7 protein-coding genes are annotated in these 9027 nt (G+C 65.4%); 6 read left to right on the top strand and 1 reads right to left on the bottom strand.

What is annotated here, in order from left to right; genetic code table 11:
• Positions 1 to 2391, top strand: a 2391-nt coding sequence (gyrA, locus tag NZM16_RS06495) for a DNA gyrase subunit A (protein WP_295479410.1), incomplete at its 5' end; no start/stop codon positions are given.
• A 171-nt stretch (positions 2392 to 2562) separates the two neighbouring features.
• On the opposite strand, the gene NZM16_RS06490 is transcribed toward gyrA, so the two are convergent.
• Positions 2563 to 3789 carry a hypothetical protein gene (locus NZM16_RS06490; protein ID WP_295479408.1) on the bottom strand — a complete coding sequence of 409 codons (1227 nt, stop codon included), beginning with the start codon at positions 3787 to 3789 and terminating at the stop codon, positions 2563 to 2565.
• Positions 3790 to 3944: 155 nt separating this feature from the next.
• Here NZM16_RS06490 and rpmB point away from each other — a divergent pair, with 155 nt between their 5' ends.
• The 5 genes from rpmB to NZM16_RS06465 all read left to right on the top strand — a co-directional run bounded on the left by rpmB (position 3945) and on the right by NZM16_RS06465 (position 8454).
• Positions 3945 to 4130 carry a 50S ribosomal protein L28 gene (gene rpmB / locus NZM16_RS06485; protein WP_295450978.1) on the top strand — a complete coding sequence of 62 codons (186 nt, stop codon included), beginning with the start codon at positions 3945 to 3947 and terminating at the stop codon, positions 4128 to 4130.
• Positions 4131 to 4742: 612 nt separating this feature from the next.
• Complete coding sequence (locus NZM16_RS06480) at positions 4743 to 5021, top strand: metal-sensitive transcriptional regulator (protein WP_295450979.1); 279 nt, start codon at positions 4743 to 4745, stop codon at positions 5019 to 5021.
• Between the two features lie 60 nt (positions 5022 to 5081).
• Complete coding sequence (locus NZM16_RS06475) at positions 5082 to 5303, top strand: heavy-metal-associated domain-containing protein (RefSeq protein WP_295450980.1); 222 nt, start codon at positions 5082 to 5084, stop codon at positions 5301 to 5303.
• Positions 5304 to 5484: 181 nt separating this feature from the next.
• Positions 5485 to 7917: a copper-translocating P-type ATPase gene (locus NZM16_RS06470; RefSeq protein WP_295479405.1), complete on the top strand. Its 2433-nt coding sequence runs from the start codon at positions 5485 to 5487 to the stop codon at positions 7915 to 7917.
• A 54-nt stretch (positions 7918 to 7971) separates the two neighbouring features.
• Entirely contained in the window at positions 7972 to 8454 is a 483-nt protein-coding gene (locus tag NZM16_RS06465; protein WP_295479402.1) for a DUF411 domain-containing protein, read from the top strand.
• Positions 8455 to 9027: the final 573 nt, after the last annotated feature.

Below are 9027 nucleotides of genomic sequence, written 5' to 3'. Positions count from 1 at the left end.
GTGATTGTGGCGCGGGCGCTGCCGGATGTGCGGGATGGGCTGAAGCCGGTGCAGCGGCGCATCCTGTATGTGATGCACGAGATGGGCCTGCGTTCGAACGCGCCTTACAAGAAGTCGGCCCGGATTGTGGGGGAGGTGCTGGGGAAGTTTCATCCGCACGGGGATATGGCGGTGTATGAGGCCCTGGCGCGGATGGCCCAGGACTTCACGATGCGCTATCCGCTAGTGGAGGGGCAGGGGAACTTCGGGTCGGTGGATGGGGATCCGCCGGCGGCGATGCGGTATACGGAGGCGCGGCTGACGGCGATGGCGGAGGAGCTGCTGGCGGATTTGGAGAAGGAGACGGTGGAGTGGGTGGACAATTTTGATGGGACGCTGCGGGAGCCGGTGGTGCTGCCGGGGAAGGCGCCACAGCTGTTGATCAACGGGGCGTCGGGGATTGCGGTGGGGATGGCGACCAACATCCCCCCCCACAACCTCGCCGAAGTCTGCGACGCCCTCGTTTACCTGATCGACCGCTGGGAGGAACGGGATGAGGTGACCATCGAGGACCTCATGCGCTTCATCCCGGGGCCCGATTTCCCCACCGGTGGGTTGATCCTGGGGCAGGAGGGGATCCGGGCCGCTTACGCTACCGGCCACGGCCGCCTGGTGGTGCGGGCGGTGACGCGGATCGAGGAATTGAAGGGGGGGCGATGGCGGATCGTGGTGACGGAGCTGCCCTATCAGGTGAACAAGGCGGCCCTGATCGAGCGGATCGCCGAGCTGGTCCGCGAGGGGCGGATCGATGACATCGCCGACCTGAGGGACGAGTCCGACCGCCATGGGCTGAGCATTGTCATCGAGCTCAAGCGGGGCGCCCGGCCGCAAACGGTGCTCAACCAGTTGCTGAAGTTCACCCCTCTCCAGACCACCTTCGGCGTCCAGATGCTCGCCCTCGTGGATGGCCAGCCGCGAGTCCTTTCCCTGAAGCGGATCCTCCAGCTGTTCGTCGAGCACCGCATCCAGGTGGTCACCCGGCGGACCCAGTATGATCTGGAGAAAGCGAAGGCCCGCGCCCATATCTTGGAGGGGCTGCGAATCGCCCTCCAGTTTCTGGATGAGGTTATCGCCCTGATCCGCAACGCCCCGGACGCGGAGACGGCGAAGGTCCAGCTGATGGGCCGCTTCGGGCTCACCGAGATCCAGGCCCAGGCCATTCTGGACATGCCGTTGCGACGCCTGGCCGCCCTGGAACGGCAGCGGCTGGAGGAGGAATACCAGGGCCTGACGGCCCGCATCACGGATCTGGAGGCCCTGCTGGCGGATCCCCGAAAGATCCTGGGGGTGATCCGGGAGGAACTCCAGAGCCTGAAGGACAAATACGCCGATCCCCGCCGCACCCACATCCTCCCCGAGGCGACGGCGGAGTTCGCCGTGGAGGATTTGATCCCTGATGAGCCCGCGCTGGTGCTTCTCAGCCATCGCGGATACGTCAAGCGGGTGCCGGTGACCGCCTATCGGCCTCAAGGTCGAGGCGGGCGAGGGGTCACCGGCATGACAACCGATGAGGACGACGCCGTGGCCGGGGTCTTCGCCTGTCGCACCCTGGATTACCTCTTTTTCTTCACCGATCAAGGGCGAGCCTATCGGATCCGCGCCTATGAGGTCCCCGATGCCGACCGTGCCGCCCGGGGCCTTCCGATTGTGAATCTGATCAACCTGATGGAAGGGGAACGGATCACCGCTGCTGTGGCCGTGTCGCCGGCATGGATTGAAGAGGCGGGGGGCAACGGCGGCGATCGCTATCTGGTGATGGCCACCCGACAGGGGAAGATCAAGCGGGTGCCGCTGAGCGAGTTCCTCACCACCCGCTCCGCCGGCCTGGTGGCCATCGGGCTGGAGGAAGGCGATGTGCTCCAGGATGTTTGCCTCAGCGACGGGGCCGGAGATCTCCTGCTGGTCACTGCCCAGGGGCAAGCGCTGCGCTTCGAGGAGGCCGAGGTCCGCCCCATGGGTCGGACGGCTGCCGGGGTGCGGGGCATCCGGCTGGAAGAAGGGGACTTCGTGGTGGCCCTGGACCGCTTCGATCCGGAGGGAGAGCTGCTGGTGGTGACTGCCCGTGGGTTTGGAAAGCGCACGCCGCTGAGCCAGTATCCCCAGAAAGGCCGGGCCACCGGAGGGGTGCGGACGATCGCCGATCGCCTGGAGGAGATCGGCGAGATCGCGGCGGCGCGGGTGGTGCGGCCCGAAGAGGATGTGGTGTTGCTGACGGCCAATGGGATGGCGATCCGGATCCCGGTGGCGGAGATCCCCCAGGCCGGGCGATCGGCCCGAGGGAGCCGCCTGATCGCCCTCGGAGAATCCGATCGCCTCGCCTCCCTGGCCCGGATCCGCCTGGAGGCCTCCTGAGCCTCCGAAACGATCAGATCGTGAAGTTCTTTGTCGCCCTAGCCGGAGTGCTATCGTTCGCCCCCTCTTAGGGGCTCAGGGGAGCAGAGCCCGTCGCCTTCGGCGACCAGCTCCGCTCCCTAAAAATGTGCCATTTTCGCGGGCGGTCCCCTTCAGCAGCCCTGCCCACCTTTAATCCGACAGGAAGGTGCCCTGCTCCAGAGACCAGGGGACCGGCGGCACGATGATCCCCTCCTGACTCGACAGCAGTCCCACCTTTGCCGTATCCGCCGCCTTCGGCGCCCGATCATCGATCGTGAGTCCGAACACCACCGGCCACACCGGATCCCGCACCCCCTTCTCCCGCAGCGCCCGCCGCGCCTGCGGATGGGTCAGAATCTCCTTTACAAACTCCTCGATGCTCCGTGGCCACACCTTGGTCTTCGCCGTCACCAGCAGCCATCCCTCCCGGCCATCGGGCCAGCGCACCTGCGCCACTCCATCCACCTCCCCGATCCCATCCAGGGTCATCGAGACCACGGGGCCCAATAGGGTTCCACCCTGGCTTTCCACCCAGGCCCGCAGGGCCGGGATCATCCGCTCCTCCACGGCGGATCCGATGACCTGAGCGAAGCGGTCCAGCGTGGATCGCATGTGGCCCAGGTCAGAGCGGATTTCGCCCACGGTTTGAACCAGCTCCTGGATTTGTAGCTGAGTCTGTCGCTGGGCCTCCGCCAGCTCGGCGAAGCGGCGCTCGGTCTCCTCGCGGTAGGCGAGGAACTCCTGGCGGTGGGCGGCGAACTCCTCATAGTGGCGACGCTGGGCCTCGGCCAGGGCGGCCACGGCCTCTTCCAGGCGTCCCACCCGCTCCTCAGTGCGGCGCTGGGCCTCGGCCAGCTCCGCAAAGCGGCGGTCGGTTTCGGCCCGATAGGTGGCGAGCTCCTCCCGCAGTTGGGCGAAGCGGCGCTCGGTCTCCTCGCGGTAGGCGAGGAACTCCTGGCGGTGGGCGGCGAACTCCTCGTAGTGGCGGCGCTGGGCTTCGGCCAGGGCAGCCACGGCCTCTTCCAGGCGTCCCACCCGCTCCTCGGTGCGGCGCTGGGCTTCCGCGAGTTCGGCGAAGCGGCGCTCGGTCTCCTGGCGATAAGCCAGGAACTCCTGGCGGTGGGCGGCGAACTCCTCATAGTGGCGGCGCTGGGCCTCGGCCAGGGCAGCCACCGATTGGGCCAGCGTCTGGACCGTTTGGCTCAGGCTCTCGAGGCTCTTTTCTACCTTGCCCATTCGAGTGGAGAGCCCTCGCAGGGTCTTGGGGACCTGAAGGAGCTCCTTCGTGAGCAGCCGCTGCCGAAGGGCCTCCAGCCACTCTGGATGCTTGTCTAGCAAACGGGTCAAGTCCTCAAAATCCCGAACAGTAAAGGCCATCCGAATCCTCCACGGCAGATGCTTTCAGGTTGATTATACCCCCATAGCGCACCTAACCCGCACTCCGCCCTATCGTTGACGAAGGGGATCTCTTAGAGTAAAATCATCTGCGCGTTTCTCTAAGGCACATCCTGCTGCGATCGAGAGGAGAAGAGATGGCGCGGTGTGAGATCTGCGGAAAAGGGACGGCCTTCGGCAACTACGTCAGCCACTCGAACCATGCCGAACGCCGTCGGTTCATGGCCAATGTTCAGAAGAAGCGGGTGACCATCAATGGCGTCACCCGTCGGATCCACATTTGCGCCCGATGCTTGAAGGCCCTGCATAAGGCCCGGGCGTAAGCCCTCTGGTTTTTTCGGGGGATAGGGGGTGATGATCGGCGGCGCCTTCCGATCTGAGGGGGGCGCCGCCGATCATCACCCCCTTTGCGCCGGGCGAAACATAATATTTGTTCTCGCCTTCCGGCGGCCGACCGGGCAGCCTCGCTGAGCTCAAACCTAAACGGCGCTAACCGATCCCGATGCTCTACCCTCCATTGTCCCCCCTCCAGATCTCAAAGCAGCCCCGAAGCCTTTTCCACCGGCCCCTCCATTCGGAACCCCTTCCCGGATGCCCTCGAAGCTCTCTAATCCCAGTATCTGGCGAAGGCTTCCAGGCGCTGAACCGGTCGTTTCGGTCTTCCTTTAGTCCACGCAGGGAGAACGCCCAGGCGTAAAGGACCCCGTAGCCAGGGACTGGCTTTTTCAAAGGATGGCGTCGGCGAAGGGCGGAGGGGCGGGAACCAAGAGGACGCTCATCTGACATCCCCAAAACAGGGTTGCGCCGGCGCGCTTCCGGGTTGCCATCCCCGGGATACGGGACCCCGCATCCTCCGTTTGACAGACCCCCTGGCCCGGGATACAATTTCCTTGAACCCCTCCCCCGGGGGGAGGGGGTAGATCCGGGAGGGGGACATGGAGGCCCGAACGAAAGCGGAGGTCCTGCGGCGGCTGCGCAGCATCGCTGGGCACGTGGAAGGGATCGCCCGGATGGTGGAGGAGGACGCTTACTGTATCGACATCATCCGGCAGGTGCAGGCGGTGCAACGGGCCCTGTCGAAGGTGAACGACCTGGTGCTGAGTCAGCATTTGCGCACTTGCGTCACCACCGCGATCCGCGGGGATGATCCGGAGCAGCGGGAACGCGTGTTGCAGGAGATCGTGGAGGTCTTCGAGGCAGCGCAAAAAATATGAGTCGGACGGGTTACGCGATCGCGAGGGATGGCCGCCACAATTTTGGGAGGAGGCGAACCGATGGAGACCCGAACGTTCATTGCGCCCAACATCTCATGCCATCATTGCATTCACACCATCACCCGTGAATTGCGTGCTCTGCAAGGGGTGAAGGAAGTGCAGGGGGATGTGACGAACCGACAGGTGACGGTGGCCTTCGAGCCGCCAGCGACCTGGGAGCAGATCGTGGCGGTGCTCCATGAAATCGGATACCCTCCAGCATCCAGTGAAGGGCAGGGGTGAGAAGCTGCCCATCCAGTAGAACGGGGGAGCGCCGGTTCTTGCGGGCATGTAACAGGCTCTTCGCTTCGTTCCGTATCTGTTCCTTTTGGGGAACGCGTAGGCGGGCGCTTCATGGGATTCCACGCCTATCGTAGGGGCAACCTCTCGAGGTGGCCCAATTTGTTCAGGAGGCAGGTTCGCGATGGCTGAGACGCGAGAGGTCGTGCTCCCCATTGTGGGCATGACCTGTGTCAACTGCGCCCGGACGGTGGAGCGAGCGTTGAAGCGCACGCCCGGGGTGCTGGAGGCCTCGGTGAACTTCGCCGCCGAGCAGGCGGTGGTGCGGCTGGATCCCCCGGCGATGGATATCCGCCAGGCCGTCGAGCGCATCCGGGCGGCTGGCTATGATGTGGCCACCGCTACGGTGGAGCTGCCGGTCTCCGGAATGACCCGCCCGGACGACGCCCACGCCCTCGAGCAGGCTCTGCGCAGTGTCTCTGGCGTGCTGGAGGCCACAGTCAACCCGGCAACGGGGCGCGCCGGTGTCACCTACGTGGTCGGCTTGGCCTCCCTCCGCGGCCTGATCCAGGCGGTCCGGGAGGCCGGTTACGAGGTGGTGGAGACGGCTGGGGAGCTGGAAGAGACAGGGGCCGATGCGGAGCAGGCGGCCCGGGAGGCGGAGCTGGCCCGCCAGCGCCGGCGCCTTCTCGTGGGATTGGCCTTCACACTTCCCACATTCTGGCTGAGCATGCAATTCGATCTCCTCCACAGCGTCATGCCCGGGATGATCCGGCCGCTGCTCTTGGACTGGATGCTCCTCCTCCTCAGCACGCCGGTGCAGTTCGGAGTCGGATGGGATTTCTATCGGGGAGCTTATCGGGCCCTGCGGCTGGGGACCGCTAACATGGACGTGCTGGTGGCCCTGGGCACTTCCGCTGCCTATTTCTATAGCCTGGCGGTCACCCTTGCCCTCACCCTGGGCAGCACGGCCCTGGGCCGTTACACCTATTTCGAAACCGCTTCAGTGATCATCACCCTCATCGTTCTGGGGAAATATCTGGAGGCGCGGGCCAAAGGGCGAGCCAGCGAGGCCATCCGCGCCCTGATAGCGTTACAGCCAGAACGGGCCCGCGTGCTCCGGGACGGTCAGGAGATCGAGATCCCGGCCGGGGAGGTCCGGGTGGGAGATCTCCTGATTGTCCGCCCCGGGGAGCGTATCCCGGCCGACGGCGTCGTCCTGGAGGGCCGCTCCGCCGTGGATGAGTCCATGATGACCGGGGAATCGCTTCCGGTGGAGAAAGGCCCGGGCGATCGGGTGTTAGGGGGGACGATCAACCAGCACGGGCTGTTGAAGGTGGAGGCCACTCACGTCGGTCGGGACACAGTGCTGGCTGGGATGATCCGGATGGTCCGGGAGGCCCAGGGCAGCCGGGCACCCATCCAGCGGTTGGCCGATCAGGTCTCCGCGGTCTTCGTTCCCATTGTGATGGCCGTCGCCGCCCTGACCTTCCTGGGCTGGCTGACGATCGGTGGGGCGGGCTTCACGCGGGCGATGGTGAACGCCATCGCCGTCCTGGTCGTCGCCTGTCCGTGCGCTATGGGGTTGGCCACGCCCACGGCCATCATGGTCGGGACGGGCCGGGGGGCGACGATGGGGATCCTCTTCCGCAGCGCTCAGGCCCTGGAGCAGCTGGGGAGGGCGACGGTCATCGCGCTGGATAAGACCGGCACCCTCACCCAGGGCCGGCCGGTGGTGACCGAGGTGATCCCGCGCGCGGACCGGACCCCCGAGGAGGTCCTGGCGCTGGCGGCCAGCGTTGAGCAGGGGAGCGAGCACCTGCTGGCCCAGGCGGTGGTCGAAGCGGCCCGAACCCAGGGGCTCCCGCTGGAGAAGCCCCTGGGCTTCTCGGCATGGCCCGGCCGGGGTGTGGCGGCCCAGCTGAATGGGAGCGTGGTGCGGGTGGGCAAGATCTCGTGGCTCCAGGCCGAGGGGGTGGCGCTGGAGGAATGGGGCGAGGCGACGCGCGCCCTTCAGGAGAAGGGGCGGACCACGATGCTGGTGGCCCGGGATGGGGAAGTGATCGGACTGATCGCCTTAGCGGACGCCCTGAAGCCGGAGGCGGCTGAGGCGATCGCCGCGTTACATCGGTTGGGCGTGCAGACCGTGATGATCACGGGCGATAACCGGCGCACCGCCGAGGCGATCGCCCATCAGGCCGGCATCGATCGGGTCTTCGCGGAGGTCCTGCCCGCCGAAAAGGCGGAGATCGTCCGTCGGCTCCAGGGGGAAGGCCATCGGGTGGCGATGGTGGGGGATGGCGTCAACGACGCCCCCGCCCTGGCCCAGGCGGATGTGGGGATTGCGATGGGAACCGGCACGGCGGTGGCGATGGAGACCGCCGATGTGACCCTGATGCGAGGGGATCTGCGCCTGCTGCCCCAGGCGATCCGGCTCTCCCGCGGGACGATGCGGACGATCCGTCAGAACCTGTTCTGGGCCTTCTTTTACAACGTGATTCTGATCCCGGTGGCCGCCATGGGCCTGTTGCATCCGATGATGGCCGCCGGGGCGATGGCCTTTTCCTCGATCTTCGTCGTGACCAACTCCTTGCGCCTGCGCGGGTTCCGCGCGTAATGGGCCGGCCACGAATGGGAGCACGAATCCACGAATTTTCCTGGGGAGGATCCTATGGCGCTTCGGGAAAGAGGGTTTCTGCCTCTGAGCCTGGCGGCGCTGGGGCTCCTGCTCCTGATCGGTTGCGGAAGCTCCTCCCCCGCGGCCCAGCTGGCCAGCTCCCTGACAGGGGAAGTGGTGACGGTCTATCTCACCCCTAACTGTGGATGCTGTGTCGAATACATCCGTTATCTTCGGAGCCATGGCGCGGCCGTCCATGTCGTCCAGCAAGATGACCTGACGCCGCTGAAACGGGCATGGGGGATTCCGGAATCAATGTGGAGTTGCCACACGTCCCGGTTAGGCCCTTATGTGATCGAAGGTCACGTCCCGCTGGAGGCCATCGTCCGTCTGTGGGCGGAGCGTCCGGACGCGCGGGGGATCGCCCTCCCGGGTATGCCTCCCGGATCTCCCGGGATGAGCGGCAATCGAACCGGTCCCCTGACGATCTATCTCCTCACGAGGGATGGCCGGGCCCATCCCTGGATGGAGTGGTGAGGAAGAGGGGGGCGGTGGCGAAGCCCCTGTCCCTGCCTTTTCTCCGAACCTTCTCTGGGGGCTTGGTGAGGCGGTGCCAAGCACCTTTCGCCTCAGTGTTCGCCGCTGGATACCCAAACCCTCACCCTTAGATTGAGAACCCATAACGGGCGCTTTCGTGCCCTACTACAAAGAATGTCTTTTTCGTTCGTAGTAGGGCACGTGAGTGCCCGTTGTTTTTGAGAGCACGTAGCACGGGCTCTCGATGGTCCCCGTCGTCCGCGACCCGAGATCCGAGCGCTCCCCCTGAAGGAGAACACTCTTTTCCAAGAAAAGGGGCTTAAGGTTTAAAATGATAACAGGTCCATTGACGCTCTGGTCTCCGGTTGTCTCTGCCTGCTCCTCCTTCTCCATTGTCCCCCGCCGGGAAGAATCAGCGCCGTGAGTGCATTCGTTGGATGGGGGGAACGCCTCTGCGCTTCCCAGGGCCGGAAGCCGGGGCGTATCATGGGAAGAGGGGATAGGCTCCTCGCTTGGTTCTGGGGAAAGGGGTGATGGCGATGGCGGAGGTTCGAACGCTGGCGGATGTGCTGG

The sequence above is a fragment of the Thermoflexus sp. genome (genome assembly GCF_025055495.1).
GTDB lineage: Bacteria > Chloroflexota > Anaerolineae > Thermoflexales > Thermoflexaceae > Thermoflexus.
This window is presented reverse-complemented; position numbering and strand designations above follow the sequence as displayed.

Coding starts and splice junctions, on each gene's coding strand:
- NZM16_RS06480 (WP_295450979.1), top strand. CDS start 4,743: ATGGAGGCCCGAACGAAAGCGGAGGTCCTGCGGCGGCTGCGCAGCATC.
- rpmB (WP_295450978.1), top strand. CDS start 3,945: ATGGCGCGGTGTGAGATCTGCGGAAAAGGGACGGCCTTCGGCAACTAC.
- NZM16_RS06470 (WP_295479405.1), top strand. CDS start 5,485: ATGGCTGAGACGCGAGAGGTCGTGCTCCCCATTGTGGGCATGACCTGT.
- NZM16_RS06475 (WP_295450980.1), top strand. CDS start 5,082: ATGGAGACCCGAACGTTCATTGCGCCCAACATCTCATGCCATCATTGC.
- NZM16_RS06490 (WP_295479408.1), bottom strand. CDS start 3,789: ATGGCCTTTACTGTTCGGGATTTTGAGGACTTGACCCGTTTGCTAGAC.
- NZM16_RS06465 (WP_295479402.1), top strand. CDS start 7,972: ATGGCGCTTCGGGAAAGAGGGTTTCTGCCTCTGAGCCTGGCGGCGCTG.